The organism is Mesorhizobium sp. M1328 (assembly GCF_040318075.1).
Lineage (GTDB): Bacteria > Pseudomonadota > Alphaproteobacteria > Rhizobiales > Rhizobiaceae > Mesorhizobium.
The window spans coordinates 755,443-774,025 of the sequence record NZ_JAMYLO010000002.1 but is presented as its reverse complement, the minus strand read 5'-3'; the positions used below and the strand labels follow the sequence as shown (position 1 = coordinate 774,025).

Genomic DNA, 18,583 nt, shown 5'->3' with positions numbered 1-18,583 from the left:
AATGCGTTCGCGTTCGGTCAATGACCGAAGCGGTGTTGCGGAAACGATTGGCGCGCACAGCGCCTGCTGCGGATTCTACTGCAGACATCAGGACGTCCTTTCATAAGTAAGATGAGATTTGGCTCCCACGCCTCGTTGCATTACCCCAAATGGTGATCCACCGGGTTCTCCCGGAAATATCACCATACATAGTATTTATATGCGAATTATTGTTAAGAGTTTTTGACAATTAATTTACTAATCATGGCGGCGTGATAATATTACTATTAAAAAGAGAGGTTGTACCCCCCCCGGTGCGGAGGTGACGAAAGCCGTTCGCGGAAAAGACGAAATAATCATCGGAGCTCGCAGCTGTGGCCAGCTGCAGGTTTCATGACGCCGCTGGAAGAAAATTCACGCATTCAAGAAAAGCGTGGTCTTTCGGCGCGCGTTATGCCGGTCCGCTTTAAACGCCTCCACTATGGCCTTGTGAAGATCCCTAGCCTCAACAAGCAGATCGATCAGCTCAATCACCTCAAGCTCGACCCAATGCACCCCTTCTGTAATTGACAATTCGTCGGGTTCGATGCAATCGAAAATTCTCGCATCGCGGTTAAGATGCACAGAAGCCGCTGGTCATTTGCAGGTCAACCCGTTACGAAGGATGTTGACGCCTTAGCTGCCGGTCGAAGCCAGTTAGTCGCTGCGACATCCAGCATCATGTCCACCAGAGAACGAGATTCGGGCGAGCAAAACCGAAAAAGCTGTTCAGCACTAGGCGACGCTTTCCGTTGCCTGATTGACCCGTGACCCCGTGAACGAAACCGCCATCGATCAGGCCGATATCCCCCGCCCTAAGCTGGAAGTCGCGACAAGGAACGCCCTCGAGATAGGCTGCCGAATAGGGATAGCCCGTAGTCTCCACATGTTGAGACTTTCGGTCGGTGACTGTCGGCTTGTGGCTCCAGAGCCGCAGATTGCCACCTTCCTCGGGCATGCTGGGATAGAAGTTGAGTGCTGCGACGGTGTTGTGCGCCACCGCAGAAAGCTCGTAATCGTTCCCAGCACATAACACTTGAGCGACGTCGTCGTGGGGATCCAAGGAGAATGTGCCGCTGCCAGACCAACTGAGAGCGCGACAAACATTAGCCTGACCGTGCTCCGAACGGGCCAGCCGCAATTCAATGCCCTGTTTGTGAAGCTCGCGCTTCAACGCGTCGAACAGTGCTCGGACGGGATCAACCAATTTGCCGAAAAGGGCATCGACGTAGGGTCGCGCAGTTTCTGACTCTGCGAAATAGGTGGCTGCATCCTTCCTGTAGTGGGATGCGCCGACATATTGTCCGGGGACGCCATCCTTACGCTCCTTGAGACCGGGACTGCCACTGAAGTTCGCGGTGATCTCCTCGGCTATTTCGGTGCTGAAAGCTTGCCTAATGTGCAGAGCGGTGATCTCACCTTTCAGGACTGAGATGATGTCCGCAGTGCTGATCGAGCCGGTTCGTTCTCTGATCGCAACAGGCGAGGTGGCTGGGGCTTGGGATACTTGATTAGTCTCCATTGGCTTGCTCCTTTAGTGCGTGATCAAGGATGGCGATGCCATGATCGAGTTCGTCATCGGTGATGGTTATCGGTGGGAGGACTTTGATGACGTCGCGATTTGGTCCTGAAGATTCGATCAGCAGGCCATTTTCGAATGCGACATCGTGCACACGGCCGACAACGGCCTGCGAACGGCACTTGAGGCCAGCCATCAGACCGCGGCCGCGCTTTTGTTCGATGCACTTGGGAAATTTGGCAACGAGGCGATCAAGGTGTCTTTGCAGTTTGACGGCTGTCCGCTCGACGCCTGCAGTAAACTGCCTACCGGACCACATTTTGCACATCGCCCCTGCAGTCACGAAGGCGAGATTGTTGCCTCTGAAGGTCCCGCTATGTTCTCCGGGATTCCAAATGTCCAGGTCGGGGCGGATCAGAACGATGGAGAACGGACTGCCTGAACCGCTTAGGGACTTCGAAAGGCATACAATATCGGGGTCGATCTTCGCGAACTCGAATGAGAAAAAATCGCCCGTTCGTCCCGCACCTGCCTGAATGTCATCGACGATCAAGAGGACGCCGTGCGTACGGCAAATGCGCTGAATTTCTGTGAGCCATGCTGCAGATGCAGTGTTCAGGCCGCCTTCTGCCTGGATAGTCTCCAGAATGATTGCGGCTGGCTTTTCTATGCCGCTCCCCGGGTCGCCTAAAACATAGTCGATGTAGCTAGCGGAATCGAAAGCTTGCGTGGGGTAGCCGTCGTAGGGGACACGGATCACATCATGGCGAGCAACGCCGCCCAGTTCCCTGGTTGACGCCGAACCCGACACCGCCAGGGAGCCGAGCGACATGCCGTGGAACGCATTTGTGAAGGCCATGACGCTCGAGCGGCCGGTATATTTTCGCGCCAGGGCCAGTGCCGCTTCGTTAGCGTTTGTGCCGGTCGGCCCAGGAAACTGTATTTTGTAGGAAAGGCCTCTAGGCTTCAGGATCGAATCCACAAACACTTCAATGAATTCACGTTTTGCCGCCGTATACATGTCGAGCGATAGAAGAATGTTCTCGCCAACCATGTATTCGATTGCTGGTGCAATAATATTCGGGTTGTTGTGTCCATAATTCAGGGCGCCGGACCCTACGAGGAAATCGATAAATGGGTTGCCGGCCTCGTCCCAGATTGTCGCCCCAAGGGCTTTCGTAAAGACTGTGGGAAACGACCGCGCGTAGCGACGAACGTTAGACTCATAAGTCGTAAAAACGTCGGTGTTCATTTCAAGATCCCTCTGCATGTAGAGTCGCGTTCAACGAGAGATTGGTTTATGCATTTTGGTCGGTCGCGGTTGTTCTTCAATTTCACCTAAAGATCAGCACAGTCCGGACGGCCCTTTGGAGGTCGGTGACTTCCGACAAATTTGTTTGCTACATACTCCTCAAAAGTTCCGCGATAAAAGGAGACCGGGGCGTGCGCGGCAGCTCAACTGCTGCACAGACGCACTTGGAAACCTCCCCGTCGTCATGTGGTAATGTATGCCCATATCTCTCGGTCAATGCGTTGGAACGAATTCAGTTGTAGAGTTTTCGGGCAGGCGTCGATACTACGGCATCTGGTAGTTGACGCACCTGCTTGTACCCGGCGAAACGCCCTGCCGGTCCTATCAAGCTCAGCGCTAGACCGGCTCATGTGACCGGCGCTTCTGCCGTGCAGCAGCATGCTAAGGCGTTGCAGGCCGCTCCGGCAGCAACACGACCCCTCCTGCCCCGGCTGGTGGTTTAGCTCGGCCGGTAGCGAAGCCGCTCGCGAGCGCGCCCTCAACAGCGCTCTAGCGAGCGAGCGGTGTAGCGGCGACGATCGGCGTTCTTCGATGTCGGAGCCGCTTCGGACCGTTTCTGAAGCGTCTCGACCAACTCTGCCTGAATGAGGATCAGGGTCTCAAAAAAGCCGACAGCGGAGGATAATACAATCTGGATGTGGGACCAGACTAAGCCGGTTCTCCCCCTTTTAGGCCAATAAAAGCTTACAGACAGCTTCGTGCTGGGAGATGCAACCACAGGATCTGTCGAAGCCGCGTAAAAGTAGGGGACTTGACTGCATCGACCAGGTTCACGCGAGGCAGATGGAGGCGGCCCGCCTTATGCAGTTTCGAGAGGATCGACATTCGCTCCGGCCCCGCTTTCAGGCGGTTCGCCGACCCCCAATCAGCATGCGGACGCCTTTGCATGGGCATATTCGCACATCCTGCAAAGCAAAAAAACCATCCGTCCCATTCATGCGGTCGACGATCTCACAAAAAGCTGACTCTTCGAAGAGATCTTCGTATTTGTCGCGCAGAAGATTGCCCAATACGTGGCGCCGTTCAAAATCCATGCAGCAGAGCGTAACGTCACCGTTTGGGAGAAGAACATTCCGATACTGCCGTCCGTCAACACATGTCAGCACTCCGACGACCGGCTGCCGTGGTTCGACGATCTTCGGATCGACGCTTCCACCCCTGCTGCTCAGAGGCGGGCGCGAACTAGCGCGTCGGCGGGGATTATCTCGACGATATCGGGATGGACCTCGCCCAGGACTATAAACCGAACTGAGGCAATGTCTGTGTCGACCACTTGACGAATCAAAGCGAGATAATTGTCTCCGACGAGGCGGCTATTCATGTATGCGCCATCATCGAGAAAATGGATCACGAATACCCTTGAGCGCAGCGCTTGCAAGCGGTGTAGATCCCGCCCCTTCATTCCTACAAGCGTCGCGAAAATCCGGACGCCATGGCCCCTGGCGTAAGCGTGCCGACCATTTCGGTGCAATCCGGATTGAGCCAAGGCTCGCAGTACCCGGCGAAACTATTGTCGACGGAAGTTGGTACGCGCGCCAGACATCGCTTGAAATCTTCAAGACGAAGATGCTTCACATGAGAGACCGCTCTTTGCCGATGGGCGAACTTGTCCTGCGGACAATAAGAACATCCGACGATGCAGCCGGTGGTCGTCGTTATTTCCAAAACCCCGCCGCCCGGGATGGCAGAGCCCAGTTCCTGTAAGATCATCGGATGCCTCCACTTTTCTGGCGCTATTGGCCATTCCTGAACTTTCAAATAACAAGTTAGTTCATTTAATTCTGATCGAACGTTGTTTCGCCTGCCATCAGATATTGAACTATGTCGCTTGGGATGTCTGGTCTATCAACTAGAATTCCAATATTGCTATGATCATACTCCCAGGGATTTTCGATTTCCTCAGCAAATATCCATCGATCAAAGTTTTCCAAATGAACTCAGTCAGCTTCGCGTTGGGCGGCAATCAACCGCCGGCTCCCTCGGTTTGCTGGGCGGCCCGCACCTACTTTGGGCGCATCGCCGGCACGGCAGGACGGCGAAATCGCAATCTGTCGAGCGCCAGCCGTTGCGGAAGGTGTAGCTGTACCCGTTGATGGCCGGCCCGCCGCCGAGATGCGCGTACGCTCGATCCCTCTGGAAAGAAGCCTTTCTGGACGAGGTCGATCATCCCTTGCATGGATTTGCCCTCGTAGACGGGATCGGAAATTATACCCTCGAGCCGCGCACACAGGCGGATGGCCTGCTTCGTTGCCTCGGACGGAAGGCCGTAACCGGGAGACGCGTACCCCTCGAGCAACACCACGTCATGCTGGACGATTTCCATGCCCAACTTGACGAGCTTCGCAGTATCCCGGGCAATACTTAGCACCTGTCGCCTTGGTTTGGGCGGGGTGGCGGAGGCATCGATACCGAGCACGTTGCGCTGTTGACCGTCCTTGGCGAATCCAACGAGCATGCCGGCATGCGTCCAAGCACAGTATTCCTTCTAATATCTGCTCAATGTTTATGGTTGGTCCAAAGTGGCGCCAGCTTGAGCACTGACCTTGTCATGGCGCCTCAAGGCAGCAGCAGCGATGTGGCCAGCAGTTGATCGCGCTGGAGCAAATCTGGGGATTCATTCGTCACCTCATCAAGGTCTGCCGGCTCGGATCCAACTTCCTTGCAACTGTCGAAATGCTCAGCCCTTTGGCCAGCTCGGCTAACGCAGCCAGACCGCCAGATCAGAAAGATCACGCTTGCGAAATACGCCAGCTGAAGGAGCAGCGAACAAGTCAGCGTCGTGATGACTACTGTGCCAATGGAATGAGAAGCGAAGTAGACAATCAGTGCGGTGCTGCACAGCACCAGGCCCAGGACGCGACAAAAGATTCTAAAGGGCAACGCCGTTCTCCTGGTTTTGTCTCCTCAGATCATGCTGCGACCTGGTCGGCCGCAACATGGGTCTGGCAGTTCTTTGGGCAGACGCGGCCGCAGGCTCTGCAGCCAATGCAGCGGCCGGCATGGTCGACGACCATGATCATGCGATTGAGCTCACCATCGAAGTCGTCGTCGTCCTCGCCGTCGCAGGCGCCGAGGATTTCACCCGCGTCATCGACGCCGTAAAGATGCATGACCTCGCGAGAGCAGACTTTGAAACAGCGGCCGCAGCCGATGCAGGTCGCGCCGTCAATAGCGGTGAGATATTCCGGCATCCATTCGGAGCCGTCGCGGGTGGTGAATGTGCTCCTCATCGTAACTTCTTCATTGCAGCGAGCTCTCTCTTGGCACCATCCAACTCGGCAAAAACAGCGGACGTTTCCTTGGCAACGTCCTCTATCTCCGTCCATTTTCCCGGGAGATCCTCTGCAAGGTCGCGCAATTTCATCTTGGCGACTGCTGCGCGCAGCTGAAGCTTTCGGACTTTCTTCCCCATTTCATCTAGCTTTGACATAAACCCTTCCTCGAAATCGGTTCATCACGCCGGCGCCACACCGGGACCGGCTTCAGTGGCTGCGGTCGCATCGTCGATCAGTTTCGCACCGGCCTCAGCCAGTTTCCGGAGCATCTCGAAGCCGAACCGATGAACGTCTTGCCAGAACGACCAACTGCCCGCCGTGGAAAGCATGCGGCCCCAAGTCCTCGTGAATTTCATCTCCATCATTGCCGATGTCATCAGGCCGGAGCGCTCCTCGATCGCGAGCCCGACGGCGGTTTAGAACATGTCGAGCCTCCACAGCACGTCAGGATCGGGATCATCGATGATGGGGATCGCACCGCGCTGTTTTCTGCTGATTATGAAGTCGCCCAGCAGTTCGGCGTCCGATTTGCCTTCCCGTGACCCGAAGGCATCCTGAGCACGGATCAGCCGCACGAGGCATCTGACAAAAAGGCATGGCAAGGGCCGCCTCGTCCTCGTTGACAGCCGGGCTGACTGCGGCATCAGACATTTCGCCTTCTCCTGATTTCAGTCCTCGTCGTCGAAGCACGATGTCTGTTTTCTGGGATGCCTACTTCGGGCACATTTGCGCAGCCGACGCCCGGCTCGGCGCGGCTGATGCCACGCAATTGATATCCCTCTGGCCGACCTTGAACACGTCCTTGACTGCGAAGTCTTCAACGTGGATTCGCGTCGAACATCACTTCCGCCGCAATGCGGCCGGTGGCCATGAAGTTTCGAGCCTCGATCCTGCTGCAGACGATCGACCAAGTGCTGCATGGACCCTCCTGCTGCGGTCACGCCAGGGAAATGGACGAATTGCCCAGTAAGCCATTTCGACCAATTACCCTTTTTTATCTTTCCTCCTCGGCCGACCGCGCTTTGGCACCTTCGGGAAATGGTTTTGCGGAGCCGCACAGAGTGCGCCGCAACAAACCTTCCCACCCCTGTACTTGGTGAGGGCCTGCAGCAAATCCGGCAGATGCTGCTCTTTCAATTCGGCCGGGATAGGCTCCGGACCGTCCAGCGACGTCAGTGCCAGTTCGACCAATTCGATCGCGCGATCATTGTTGCCGTTCTCGTGATAGTACCGGGCGACCGCGGGATAGGACCGGAACTTAGGGCTGTCGCCTTGCGGGGGATTCAGCGCCAGGATGTGTTCGGACAGCTCCTTGCCCATCGCGAAGCGCTCAGCAGGGGGAAGGCGCGAATGGTCATTCGCCGGATGGAAAAGTTGGTCTAGCGCCGAAACCATCCAGTCCTCAGAGTTTTTGTCGATCGCGTCGCGAACCAATTGGCTCATCACGGGCAAGCCGGTCCACATGTCTTGAATTTTGTGAAGCAACAGATGCGCATGAGCCAGACGGAAATTGATGTCGTCCGGCATCAAGGCGATGCCTTCTTCGATCGCCCAGAGCGCCGTCTTCCAATCTTCTAACTTCACCGCCGCCCAGAATCTGTCATCGATCGGCTTCTTCAACGCTTGTTGGGGCGCCATGGGTTCGCTTGTGGCGATCCGCTCCGTATCGGCGGCTTTCGCTTTGTCGCTGGTGCGCCAGCTGCCGTTGAGCACTTCCGGCAAAACCTCATCGAGTTGGCTTGGATGACCGATAAAGGCGATCTGGCCGTCTCGGTCGACCACGTACGAAGTCGGAATCCCGGCGGAAAAGCTGGGTTTCATCCAAAGCTTGTTCATTTCACCTGTGTGGTCGAACGCGATCCGATAGTTCAGATGCGAGCACTTTTCGGTCAACCAAGCTTTTAACTTGGTGCGAGCCTCAACGGCCGTTGGAGCGTCTTCATTAGCCGCGACTGCGACGACCTCAAGTCCGCTGTCCCTGTATTTCTCCTGTAGCCGCATCAGATCGAGCATCTCCGCCGCACATAGTTCGCACCAAGTTGCCCAAAATTCGACAATATAGACTTTGCCGGGCTGGAAGTTCGCAAGGGGCTCGCCACGCAGCCAGTCCTCCACTTTGATCGAAGGAGCCGGTGACCCCATCCGCAACATCATTTTGCTCTCCAAAGCTGTTGCCAAAGGTTGCGTGACCTTATGCGCAAGCTTGTTCCCCCTTTGAGACGGGGCACTAGGGTTCAACGAAGGGAGAGCATCGCTCGTCTTGCGCATCTGCGTGCAGTCAGCCTTCACTCAGTGTTGCTGAATCTCAATTCGCAAAGGCCGTGCCACCGCGCTCAGCGGGCAGTAAGCGCATAAATCGCTAGAAAAACCTCCAAAAGGCAAGATGGCCGGTTGTATTGAAGCCGACATGTTTTCTGCCGCTGTCAGGTTTTCGACAACCATCACGCGCTTCGCGGCGGCAGAAAAGCGTGGCCCGGACGACTCAATACGCATTCGGGCCGAGGGACGAGGCTGATGGACATCATGACTGCGTTGGCTACCGCCAGCCACGTCATCATGGTCCGCCTCAAGTCTTGCTTGAGCTTCTTGCCGCTCCGGTCGCTCAGCGGAACGCCATTGCGATTGCAGGGGCCGCTCCCTCCGAGCATCGGCTCTGCTCTACCTCTTCCGCTTTGCGCTTGAATTCCTCTCGCAACGCCGGAGTTTCACGACCGAAGCCGGTCCAGCTGTAGCTCGCCAATACCGCCATCGTCAGATCGCGATGATGTCGTGGCGAAAAACGCAAGCCGAGTGCCGGCATGTGCCGGCCGTTGAACTCTCCGGCATTCCTGCTTTGTGCCGATATTTTCTGTATTCCCTGTGCTCAGGCGCTACAGGGACCGCCTGGTTCGAATTTGAGCGTTGTCGGAATTTGACCAGCCCCAAAAGACCGCTCGGTCGTCACGCGGGTCCGGCCGGACCGACTGAAACACTGAGGACGCGGCCGTCCTCGCCGCTAACCCGGCTACCATCCCACATGATGACAATGTGATTGATACGATCGATTCCTGCCGAACCCGGCAAGAGCCCGACCGTCCCGACTCGAAATTGAGGGGCGTCGGCCTCGGCCCGGTCATCGCGTTGTTCAGCTCCCGGCCAGTAGTCAGGAGAGATCATGATACCGCCCGTACGATGCCGCTACGGATCGGAACTCGGCCAGCCGCGCTGAACGACTCTCTTTGACCTGACGCCGACCTGCGAGCCGTGATCTTCACTGCATTGAGGACTGCCCATATCTCTGCCCGGTGTTGGTCTCCGCGTTATGGATCATCTCGGGCGAGCAGAACCCCGAACGCGAGACGTCCGCGATTTTCTCGGCGACGGCGATTGCAGATTGGCTCGAGGAGGCGCGCGAAACCGGGCGCGTTTGCCGCGACCTTTCTCTAACTTGGCATCGGGATAGGTGACCCAGGGGAGTAGAGCTTCGGACAGCGTCGGTGCTACTTTGGAACCCGTCAGCGAGCCAAAAACAAGGGCAATGACGGCTTCCCAACTATCCATCTCGTCACGCCGCCGAAGAGTCGCTCACGTAGCCTGCGGTTGCCATAAGCGCCCATGACTATCATGTCGGCAGACGTGTCGATTGCGTGCTGCGCGAGCACCATAGCCACCGGTTTGCCGGCGCTCGCCAGCCGGTCAACCGACACCCGAGCACCGTGCCGAGTGAGATAGGCAGCGATGTCGGCTCCCGGCTCGGCGCCGTTTCCGGTGCAGGTCGCCTCCGGATCGACTAGAGCGACACGAACTTCCTCAGCACCGGCTAGCAGATCCAGCGCTTCCCGAACCGAACGAGACGCCTCGACTCGCGAATCCCAGCCGACCAGCACTCGCCGTGGCGACAGAGTCGCCTCAGCGCCCTCCGGCACGACAAGCACCGGCTTTCCCGTATCGAACAAGCTGCCGTTGATAACAAGAGGTCCGAGACTAGTGTCGTCGAGAAGTGCGGGGCCGATGATGGTCAGGTCGGTGCAGAGCGCCCGCTGTCGCACCGCGTCACCGATGCCAGCCTTGTCCCAGTGTTCGGTATCGACATCATAGCAGCGCCACGTGGCTCTCAGCAGTTTGTGAATTTCCCTGGATGTCTTTTCCAGGTTGGCCATGTCCTGTGAAAATCTTTCGATCTGCCTAAACCGTTTGTCCAGTCTGGCGATGGCCTGTGCGCGTTGTCCAGGCCACTCGGGATGCCATCGCCGAGCAGCGGAGAAGGCATAATGAGCAGCGGAGGCGACATCACCAGTACGGAAAGATACGCGCCGACTTCGGCACACAAGCTGGCAGCTGTTCTGACATCCTGATCGGAGTGGTCAGCTCCCGTCACACTGAGTACGCTTCTGAAAGCCATTTGACTGCTTCTTTCTGAATATGTCGTACCTGCCGGCGCGTTTCGAAGCCGCAAGACTTGCCCTCAGCACGGCGGAAATGCGGAGTGGCACCACATCGGTTATCTATTCAGCCGTCCGGCCACTCGAGCGAGTAGCCGGCCGACCTGACGGTACGAATGACGCTGGAGGGGGAGGCCGCCTTCAGAGCCCTTCTGAGCCGGCTGATATGGACATCCACGGTGCGTACACCGACATGGATATTGGGCGGCCAGGCCGCGCTGATCAGCTCGTCTCTGGTGAAGACCTTGCCGGGAGTCTCAAGCAAAAGCCGCAGCAGGTTGAACTCGATCGGCCCAAGGTGGACTTCGTGGCCATTACCCCGAACGCGGTGGGCATCGAGCCTTATCTCAAGGTCGCCACAGGAGATCCAGCCGCCGTTTTCAATCCCGTTCGAACCCGGCTTTGGCAGCGCCAGCTTCATCCGTAGACAGTCAAGCAGCTTGGCCGGCGCGAAGGGCCGCACAAAGCTCTCGTCAATACCAGCCTTCAAGAGATCGAGGTGCTGGTTCTCGGCGCCGGGCGCGATCAGCGCAATTACGGGCAGGCCGCCGGTCCGGGGCTCCCCCTTGAGCCGGGCGCAGATTGTGGAGCCTGTCGCGATTGTTGGCTGGCAGTCCAGCACGACGGCCTTCGGCTCCCGTTCACTGGCCAATGCAAGCGCCTCCTCCACGCCGCCGGCCAGTTGAATCGTGAAGCCATCCACCTCCAGAATGTGGCTGTGGACCAGATAGAACTCCGGATCCTGCGAACAGATCAGGACCAGTGGCTTCATCAGCGCTACCCCAAGAACCACATCGGCCTCGACCGCCTCGATTGAGAGGGCTGGCCATCGCATGTCCTCAAGGCCTGACACGATCCCGTTGATCGAAAATCGGTTTCATCACGCCCGCGCCACCTCGGGATGAGCCTCAATGGCTGCGGTCGCTTCGCCCGCCAGTTTGGTACCGGCCGCGGCGAGTTTCCAGAACGTCTCGAAGCCGAACCGGTGGACGTCGCGCAGGGTCTTCGACAGAACGACCAACCGCCCGGCCGTGAGAAGCACGCGCCCAAAGCCCTCATGGCTCATCTCCATCATCGGCGATGCCATCCGGCCGGAGCGCTCCTCGATCGCAAGCCCGACGGCGGTGTAAAACATCTCGAGCCTCCACAGCACGTCCGGATCGGGATCGCCGATGATCGGGATCGCACGGCGCTGTTCCCTGGTGACGATGAAGTCGCCCAGCAGCTCGGCGTCCGATTTGCCTTCCCAAGACCCGTGGGAATCATGAGCCCGGACCAGCCGCACGAGGCATTTGACGAACGGGGTGGCAAGGGCCGCCTCGTCTTCGGCGACAGCAGGGCTAACCACGGCGTCAGACATTTCGCCCACTCCTCATTTCAGTCCTCGTCCTCGAAGGACGGTTTGTGTTCGGCCACACCTGCCTGCGCCAGCACCTTGCGCAGCCAAGGGGGAGGACACGTCCTGAGCATCATCTGCGTGCGCAACAGCACCTCTTGGATGGTTTGGGGGTGCGGCACTTTGATCGGATGAATTTTTGCCGAAACAAGTTTGGCTGCTGAAGGTCCGCCGATCGCCAGACAAAACAGGAGATGACAGCCCTTCAGCGCCTCCACCTTCGGGGTGATGCGGTCGTCGCCCTCAGTTCGATGCTTCCCGCTCTCATCGGAAACGTCATCGAAGGCCACGGCCTCGACGAGATTCCACTCCTCGCGCGTCACGTCGTAGACAGCAAAGCGCCTGGCCGAACCGAAATGGGCGTTGAGGTTCTTCATGTCCTGCGTGGCGATCGCCACGCGCAATGCGCCGGCTTGGCGTTCCGGCGTCGGTGCGTGAACCTCGTCAGTGACGAGCGAGAGGCGACGAACGGAGCTCATCTGGCATTTCTCGCTTACGGAGTGGATCGAGCGCCTCAGGTGTCGGCGCGTGCCGGTTGGCTTCAAAAGTGTTGGCAACCTCGAAGATCAGGTCGCGGGTCCCTTGGTAGAGGATTGTGAGCTTGTGCTGGCTGCCGAGCCGGTCGAAGATCGGGAAGCCGACCCGCATGAGCGGAATGCCGAGGCGCTGCGCCGCCTGACGGCCATGGGAATGGGTGACGAGAAGATCAGCGCCGGCGCCAAGAGCTTCCAAATCGCCGAGATCGCCGATCTGAACCGACTGCGCCGGTACCTCCTCCAAAATTTTCGACATGTCGGTCGTGGTGACCGCCGCCGCGATTTCGGAGCCCATTCCGATGAAGAAGCTCGCGAGTTGGTAGAGTTGGTCTGGTTCAGCAGCGATCGCAATTTTCTTGCCTCCAAAGTGGAAATGTCCGTCGAGCAACGCGTCCTGCAACTGCGCCCGGCGACGGCGCACCCCAGCCGGCGCCGCCGCGCCCGAAACCGCGGACAACAGCGAGACGAACCGGTCGGCCTCCTTCAATCCAGTCAGCGACCGGAACAGCACGTAAGGCACGCCGGTCAACCTCTGCAGCAGCTCGGCTGGGCGGCGCATATGCTCACCGATGACGATGCATTGCTCGGCCGTGCCAAGCTCACGGATATCCTCGACGCTGGTGCCGCCATAGGTGGTGGTGACCCAGCGGTCGGGCACCGTACCGTCGAGCGAGCCGGAGACGTCCGGCAGAATCACGGGCTTCAGTCCAAAGCTTTCAACCATCTCACGCAAATGCTCGATATCAGCCACAGTGAGGTTCCAGCCAGGCAGGATCACGATCTTCTTCGACTGCCGCGCCTGCTTGCCGGGCCGCGTAATCCTTTCGATCATCGCGGTGACCGCCTTGGCCCAGCCCTCTTCGATTGCGCCGTCGAAATCCGGTGTGTTGGCTAGCACCACCTCCGTACCCGCGAGTTCTTCCGTGCGCTTCAGCCTGATATTGGCGATATCTCCTGCGCAGTCTTCGCCCCGGGTTTCCACCAGCGCCGTGGTGCAGACCCCGATCAGCGTTGGCCTTGTGCGGGCCTTGAGGTTGAGGATCGCCTCTTCCAGATGGTCTGCCCCGCCGAGGATCGTCGCCACCTCGTCCATCGCTGTTGTCTGCAAGGGGATGGCTTCCTTGAAATGCCGCACGAAGAGCACGAGGGCGAAGCTGGTGCACCCTTGGCTGCCGTGGAACAACGGCATCGCACCGTCGACGCCAAGAAAGGCCAAGGCGGCACCCAGCGGCTGCGATGACTTCAGCGGATTGACCGCCGCCGCTTTCGTCTGGGGAAGGATGTGGACCATCGGCTTTCCTCAACACTCGCCGAGATCGTCGGCCATCGTGCCGGCGAATTTCTTGAAAGCCTGGACGGTCGCGGTCTCGCTCCTTGTGCTCGGCAGTTCCTCCCTCACCGCAGGCTGGCAATCCCATGGTGCCGGCTCCCGCACCTGGCGCCAGATCGGGTTATGAATGGCGAGGTCGATCTGGCGTACGAGTTCCACCATGCCGTCATAGCCGGCGTAAGGGTGTTGGCGCTCCTGGTTGATATCGAGCCAGGGTGTCTTGGCCTTCAGCGCGATGAACTGCGTGCGCCCGCCCGACAGCATGATATCGGCCTTGTGTTCTGAGAGCATCGCGTAAAGCTCGCGCGCTGCCATCTGCTCGAATATGTGGTTGTCGTCCTTGAGTATCTGCTTGATTCGCTCCTTGTCTTCGACCGTCGACTTCTTGACCGAGGTGCCGACGATCTCGATGCCGATCTCCATCAGCGCATGAACGACGGACCAGGACTTCACACCGCCGGTGTTGAGCAGCACGCGCTTGCCTTCGAGCCTCGGCCGGTAGGCCGTGAGCTTCTTCCAAGCGATCGCCTCCTCATCTGCAATCAATGCCTCGGTGCGGCCGAGGATCTCCGGATCGGCACCCTTCTTCACGAGCAGCTGAGAGATCTGTCGGAGCGCTTCCGAGGTGTCGGTGATGCCGTAGAAGGAGCCCTCGAAGAACGGAATATCCCAGCGCTGCTCCATCTTGCGGGCGAGATTGATGAGCGCGGTCGAGCACACCATCATAGCCGCCCGGGCGCGGTGCGCGCAGGCAATGTCGAGGTAACGCGCGTCGCCCGGAATGCAGGCGCGCACCCGGATGCCGAGCCGATCCAGCAGCGGCTTCACCAGCCAAAATTCCCCCGAGAGGTTGAATTCGCCAAGGATATTGATGTCGTAAGGGCCGGCATCGTCGGGCTCCGCCGTGCCGATGACATGATCGAGCAACGCCTCGCCGGCAAGCTTGTTGCCGAGATTCTTGGAGCCGACGAAGCCCGGCGCATCGACCGGCACCACCGGCAGGCCGAACTTTTCCGCCGCGCGCTTGCAGACGGCCTCGATGTCGTCGCCAATCAGCGCCGTCACGCAGGTCGGATACACGAAGATAGCCGGCGGCCCATACGCTTCCTTGATCTCGCGGATCCCGTTGAAGAGCTTCCGCTCGCCCTGCCCCATCACAACGTCGAGTTCGGTGAGGTCGGTCGTGAAGCTCGTGCGCCACAGCGTTGGCCCGGACGAAGCCGCACCGCGGTTGTCCCAGGAATTGCCCTCGCAGGCGAGCGGCGCATGGATCAAATGTGCAACGTCGGTGATCGGCTGCAGCACGATCTTGGCGCCATCGAAGGCACAGCCGCCGGCCGCCGCCCCGGGGGTCAGTGGCTTCGAACAGCCCTTTTTGCGCGCCTTGGCATCCTTGCCGCGGTTCTTCTCGCAGGCAGGCTCGTTGAAGACATCCTGGATTTTGGCTCTGAGCAAGGACATTGCGTCGGTCTCCAAAGTCCCTCGGGAAGACGACCGGCCGAAGCCGACCGTCACGCTTAGCGGGTGAGGTCATACGAATAGTCCGTCACGCCCGTCTCGCTTGTCTCGCGATCGAGCTTGTCGAAGATCTTGTCGAGGATCGTGGTCAGGACGCGCAACCCGCCTTGGTAGCCCATGAGCGCAAAGCGATGGTGATGGTGGCGGTCGAAGATCGGAAACGCCAGCCGGATCAGCGGCGTGCCGGTGTCGCGCTCCAGATACTTGCCATAGGAGTTGCCGATCAGCAGGTCCACCGGCTCGGTGAAGAGCAGCGAGCGCATCGCCCAGAGGTCCTTGCCCGCCCAGACTTGAGCATCCTTGCCGAAGGGCGAGGATGCAAGCAGTTCCTTCAAGTCCGCTTCCCATGCCGAGGTGCCGTTGGTGGCGAGGCAATGGGTCGGCTCGCCGCCCGTCTCCATGATGAAGCGGGCCATGGCGTAGACCAAGTCCGGATCGCCGTAGATGGCGTATTTCTTCCCGTGCAGCCAGGATTGGCTGTCCGCCATGGCGTCAACAAGTCGGCCGCGCTCCAGGCGGATTGCCTCTGGGATTTGCTTGCCGGAAATCGCGGAGACCTCCATCAGGAAGTCGTCGGTCGCCTGGACTCCCAGCGGGTAATGGAACGAGGCAGTCGCCTGCCCTACCCCCTCGCAATACTCCAGTGTTTTTCGGGTGTTGTAATGCTGTAGCGAAAGAGTCGCCTCGGCGTTGAGTGCCTTCCTCACGTCTTCGATCTTCGTGCCGCCGTCGTACATGCGGTATTCGCCGTCCGACGGCGTGTCGAACTGGTCAGAGGCGTCTTGGATGAAGGTATAGGACACGCCTATCAGATCGAGCAGGCGCTTGAGTTCCCGGTTGTTGCCCACGCAAAAGCCGTCGAAACCCGGAATGATGTTGATGGTTCCCTCGGCTTCCGTGCGCTCCTCGCCTTTCCAGAAGTGCTCCAAAATGCCCTTGACCGTTACGTCATAGCCGTCGACATGACTACCGACGAAGGCCGGCGTGTGGGCGAAGGGCACGTCGAAGTCGCGCGGGACCGAGCCTTCGTCCTTGGCGTTCTCGATGAAGCTGTGCAGGTCGTCGCCAATGACCTCGGCCATACAAGTGGTCGAGACGGCGATCATCTTCGGGTCGTAGAGTTGGTACGTGTTGGCGAGCCCGTCAACCATGTTCTTCAGGCCACCGAACACTGCCGCGTCCTCGGTCATCGAGGAGGAAACTGCCGAAGCAGGCTCCTTGAAATGGCGCGACAGGTGCGAGCGGTAATAGGCCACGCAGCCTTGGCTGCCGTGGACGAAGGACATGGTTCGCTCGAAGCCCGCGGCCGCGAACACCGCGCCGAGCGGCTGGCAGGCCTTGGCGGGGTTCACGACAAGCGCTTCGCGAGCAAGGTTCTTTTCGCGGTATTCCCACGTCTTGGTGAATTCGCGTTGGTCGGTAATGACCTGGGCCGGGTGCGGACATTCGAAATTCAGCCTCTTCTCGGCGAGCATCTGCCTGTATTCCGGCTCGCGGAACAGGGGCGCGTGGTCGAGAACTTTTTCAGCCGACTGCGGCATGGGTGGTTACCTCTTCTCCATCTGGCCGCGCCATACGGCGGGACAGGGACGTCGAAACGTTTCAGGTCTCCCGCGGACAAACGGCCACAGGCGTTCAACGGCCTCCCGGCTTCCGGGAGGCCAGATTTTCATTCGGCTGCGATCGCCGCCGACGGCTCGGCTTTTTTCTTCCAGGGGGCGTCGTAGAGGCCCCAGACTGGGTTGTTGATGGCCAGATCCATGTCGCGGGCGAAGATGGCGAAGCCGTCGTAGCCGTGATACGGGCCGGAATAATCCCAGGAATGCATTTGACGGAACGGTATGCCCATCTTCTGGACCGGGTACTTTTCTTTGATGCCGGAGCCCACGAGATCAGGACGGATCCCCTCGATGAACTTCTCCAGCTCGTAACCAGTCACGTCGTCATAGATCAGCGTGCCCTTCTTCACGTAGTGGCCAGTGCGCTGATAGTCGTCGTTATGGCCAAATTCATAGCCAGTGCCGACGATCACCATGCCCAGATCCTCATATGCCGTGACGACGTGACGGGGGCGCAGCCCGCCGACATAGAGCATCACCGTCCTGCCTTCGAGGCGCGGCCGGTACTTGGCAATGACGGCATCGACCAACGGCCGGTATTTGGCGATGACCGCCTCGGCCTTGGCCTCGATTTCCGGCCCGAAATGCTTGGCTATCTTGCGCAGAGAGGCTTCGGTCTGGGAGGGGCCGAAGAAATTATACTCCATCCAGTCGATGCCATACTTTTCCTCCATGTGCCGGCAGATGTAGTTCATCGACCTGTAGCAATGGATGAGATTGAGCTTGGCCTTTGGCGCTCGCTCTATTTCGGCCAGCGTAGCGTCGCCCGACCAGTTGCCGACCACGCGCAGGCCCATCTCCTCGAGCAGGATGCGCGAAGCCCAGGCGTCGCCGCCGATATTATAGTCGCCGATCACATTGACATCGTACGGGCCGGCCTCGAACTCGACCTCCTTCTTCTCGAACACCCAGTCGCGGATCGCGTCGTTGGCGATGTGGTGGCCGAGTGATTGCGAGACGCCGCGGAAGCCCTCGCAGCGCACCGGCACGATCGTCTTTTCGTGCTCCTTGGCCTTGTTGCGGGACACCGCTTCAGTGTCGTCGCCAATCAGGCCGATCGGGCATTCGGATTGCACAGTCATGCCCTTGTTCAGCGGAAACAGTTCCTCGATCTCGTCGATGATCCGTTCCAGCTTCTTGTCGCCGCCGAAAACAATGTCCTTCTCCTGGAAATCGGAGGTGAACTGCATCGTGACAAACGTGTCGATGCCTGTCGTGCCGACGTAGTAGTTTCGGCGTTGCGACCAGGAATATTGCCCGCAGCCGACCGGGCCGTGCGAGATATGGACCATATCCTTGACTGGGCCCCACACCACGCCTTTCGAGCCGGCATAGGCGCAGCCGCGAATGGTCATCACCCCGGGGATGGACTTGATGTTCGATTTGACCTCGCATTCGGAAAGGACCTCGTTTTCCTCGCCAGCCTCGTCGCCGCTCTTTGCGACGCTGAGGTGCTTCTTGCGGCGCTTCGCCGCCTTGTCAGGATATTGCGACAGCACGTCCTCGATAAGCTTCGCATGGAGGGCACCGTCATTCTCGTATTCCAGGCTCATGGGACCCCTTTCAAGGTTCAGGGTGACGCCTCACCGACGAGGCGCCGTTCTTTGAAAGGCGCGCCAGGTTAGACCGCGCCCGCAGT

The 18,583-nt window shown here is 58.9% G+C and carries 17 protein-coding genes and 2 pseudogenes; 1 reads left to right on the top strand and 18 read right to left on the bottom strand.

What is annotated here, in order from left to right; translation table 11 throughout:
* Positions 1–372 precede the first annotated feature (372 nt).
* A complete protein-coding gene (locus NKH23_RS08405; protein WP_353034533.1) occupies positions 373–549 on the top strand; it encodes a hypothetical protein in 177 nt (58 codons plus the stop codon).
* A 148-nt stretch (positions 550–697) separates the two neighbouring features.
* Here the strand turns inward: NKH23_RS08405 and NKH23_RS08400 are convergent, their stop codons facing one another.
* The 18 genes and pseudogenes from NKH23_RS08400 to nifD all read right to left on the bottom strand — a co-directional run bounded on the left by NKH23_RS08400 (position 698) and on the right by nifD (position 18,497).
* Positions 698–1,540 (bottom strand): 2OG-Fe(II)-dependent halogenase WelO5 family protein, encoded by an 843-nt coding sequence (locus NKH23_RS08400; protein WP_353034531.1) that lies wholly within the window; start codon positions 1,538–1,540, stop codon positions 698–700.
* Positions 1,530–2,789 (bottom strand): diaminobutyrate--2-oxoglutarate transaminase, encoded by a 1,260-nt coding sequence (ectB, locus tag NKH23_RS08395; RefSeq protein WP_353034529.1) that lies wholly within the window; start codon positions 2,787–2,789, stop codon positions 1,530–1,532. Before ectB ends, NKH23_RS08400 begins: the two co-directional genes overlap by 11 nt.
* Positions 2,790–3,691: 902 nt before the next feature.
* Positions 3,692–3,883: a hypothetical protein gene (locus NKH23_RS08390; RefSeq protein WP_353034527.1), complete on the bottom strand. Its 192-nt coding sequence runs from the start codon at positions 3,881–3,883 to the stop codon at positions 3,692–3,694.
* 370 nt (positions 3,884–4,253) lie between these two features.
* A complete protein-coding gene (locus NKH23_RS08385) occupies positions 4,254–4,559 on the bottom strand; it encodes a hypothetical protein (RefSeq protein ID WP_353034525.1) in 306 nt (101 codons plus the stop codon).
* A gap of 351 nt (positions 4,560–4,910) precedes the next feature.
* A pseudogene (locus NKH23_RS08380) lies at positions 4,911–5,316 on the bottom strand (pyridoxal-phosphate dependent enzyme); the annotation flags it as partial.
* A gap of 89 nt (positions 5,317–5,405) precedes the next feature.
* Positions 5,406–5,729 carry an exopolysaccharide production repressor protein gene (locus tag NKH23_RS08375; protein ID WP_353034523.1) on the bottom strand — a complete coding sequence of 108 codons (324 nt, stop codon included), beginning with the start codon at positions 5,727–5,729 and terminating at the stop codon, positions 5,406–5,408.
* Between the two features lie 29 nt (positions 5,730–5,758).
* Positions 5,759–6,079, bottom strand: coding sequence for a ferredoxin III, nif-specific (gene fdxB, locus NKH23_RS08370; RefSeq protein ID WP_353034521.1), 321 nt, complete (start codon positions 6,077–6,079; stop codon positions 5,759–5,761).
* Entirely contained in the window at positions 6,076–6,279 is a 204-nt protein-coding gene (locus NKH23_RS08365; protein ID WP_352571114.1) for a CCE_0567 family metalloprotein, read from the bottom strand. Before NKH23_RS08365 ends, fdxB begins: the two co-directional genes overlap by 4 nt.
* Before the next feature lie 24 nt (positions 6,280–6,303).
* Positions 6,304–6,775: pseudogene (locus NKH23_RS08360) on the bottom strand (NifX-associated nitrogen fixation protein).
* Between the two features lie 333 nt (positions 6,776–7,108).
* Positions 7,109–8,278 (bottom strand): TlpA disulfide reductase family protein, encoded by a 1,170-nt coding sequence (locus tag NKH23_RS08355; protein ID WP_353034519.1) that lies wholly within the window; start codon positions 8,276–8,278, stop codon positions 7,109–7,111.
* 1,340 nt (positions 8,279–9,618) lie between these two features.
* Complete coding sequence (locus NKH23_RS08350; RefSeq protein ID WP_353034517.1) at positions 9,619–10,263, bottom strand: universal stress protein; 645 nt, start codon at positions 10,261–10,263, stop codon at positions 9,619–9,621.
* 349 nt (positions 10,264–10,612) lie between these two features.
* Positions 10,613–11,317 carry a response regulator transcription factor gene (locus NKH23_RS08345; RefSeq protein WP_352823563.1) on the bottom strand — a complete coding sequence of 235 codons (705 nt, stop codon included), beginning with the start codon at positions 11,315–11,317 and terminating at the stop codon, positions 10,613–10,615.
* A 108-nt stretch (positions 11,318–11,425) separates the two neighbouring features.
* Positions 11,426–11,905, bottom strand: coding sequence for a NifX-associated nitrogen fixation protein (locus NKH23_RS08340; RefSeq protein ID WP_353034515.1), 480 nt, complete (start codon positions 11,903–11,905; stop codon positions 11,426–11,428).
* Between the two features lie 17 nt (positions 11,906–11,922).
* The gene (gene nifX / locus NKH23_RS08335; RefSeq protein ID WP_353034513.1) at positions 11,923–12,420 is read right to left on the bottom strand and encodes a nitrogen fixation protein NifX; all 498 of its coding nucleotides are present in this window, start codon (positions 12,418–12,420) and stop codon (positions 11,923–11,925) included.
* Entirely contained in the window at positions 12,386–13,768 is a 1,383-nt protein-coding gene (nifN, locus tag NKH23_RS08330; protein ID WP_353034511.1) for a nitrogenase iron-molybdenum cofactor biosynthesis protein NifN, read from the bottom strand. Before nifN ends, nifX begins: the two co-directional genes overlap by 35 nt.
* 9 nt (positions 13,769–13,777) lie before the next feature.
* Positions 13,778–15,268 carry a nitrogenase iron-molybdenum cofactor biosynthesis protein NifE gene (gene nifE / locus NKH23_RS08325; protein WP_353034509.1) on the bottom strand — a complete coding sequence of 497 codons (1,491 nt, stop codon included), beginning with the start codon at positions 15,266–15,268 and terminating at the stop codon, positions 13,778–13,780.
* Positions 15,269–15,324: 56 nt separating this feature from the next.
* Entirely contained in the window at positions 15,325–16,866 is a 1,542-nt protein-coding gene (gene nifK / locus NKH23_RS08320; protein WP_353034507.1) for a nitrogenase molybdenum-iron protein subunit beta, read from the bottom strand.
* A gap of 128 nt (positions 16,867–16,994) precedes the next feature.
* On the bottom strand, positions 16,995–18,497 hold the full coding sequence (gene nifD / locus NKH23_RS08315; protein ID WP_353034505.1) for a nitrogenase molybdenum-iron protein alpha chain: 1,503 nt from the start codon (positions 18,495–18,497) through the stop codon (positions 16,995–16,997).
* Between the last annotated feature and the right edge of the window lie 86 nt (positions 18,498–18,583).